The 415-nt window shown below is 49.9% G+C and carries 3 tRNA genes; all 3 read right to left on the bottom strand.

Annotated elements, in window-relative coordinates:
* Positions 1 to 59 precede the first annotated feature (59 nt).
* Positions 60 to 147, bottom strand: a tRNA-Ser gene (locus FD20_RS12710).
* Between the two features lie 19 nt (positions 148 to 166).
* Positions 167 to 237, bottom strand: a tRNA-Gly gene (locus FD20_RS12715).
* Between the two features lie 10 nt (positions 238 to 247).
* Positions 248 to 320 (bottom strand) — tRNA-Phe (locus FD20_RS12720).
* Between the last annotated feature and the right edge of the window lie 95 nt (positions 321 to 415).

The following is a 415-nucleotide window of genomic DNA, read 5'->3' on the forward strand; positions in this document are numbered from 1 at the left end:
ACCCATGTTACCGCCGTGAAAGGGCGGTGTCTTAACCACTTGACCAACGGGTCAAAAAACGGAGAAGGAGGGATTTGAACCCTCGCGCCGCTTTCGCGACCTACACCCTTAGCAGGGGCGCCTCTTCAGCCACTTGAGTACTTCTCCATATTAGAACAAGATAATAAGCGGGTGACGAGAATCGAACTCGCGACAACAGCTTGGAAGGCTGTGGTTTTACCACTAAACTACACCCGCATAATTTTTATGGCGCGGGACAGAATCGAACTGCCGACACATGGAGCTTCAATCCATTGCTCTACCGACTGAGCTACCGAGCCATAAGTGTAAATATAATCAAAAGTTTCTTAACTATAAGCGGTCCTAGCCGGATTTGAACCGGCGATCTCCTGCGTGACAGGCAGGCGTGATAAAC

It is taken from the genome of Liquorilactobacillus uvarum DSM 19971 (genome assembly GCF_001434935.1).
GTDB classification, from domain to species: domain Bacteria; phylum Bacillota; class Bacilli; order Lactobacillales; family Lactobacillaceae; genus Liquorilactobacillus; species Liquorilactobacillus uvarum.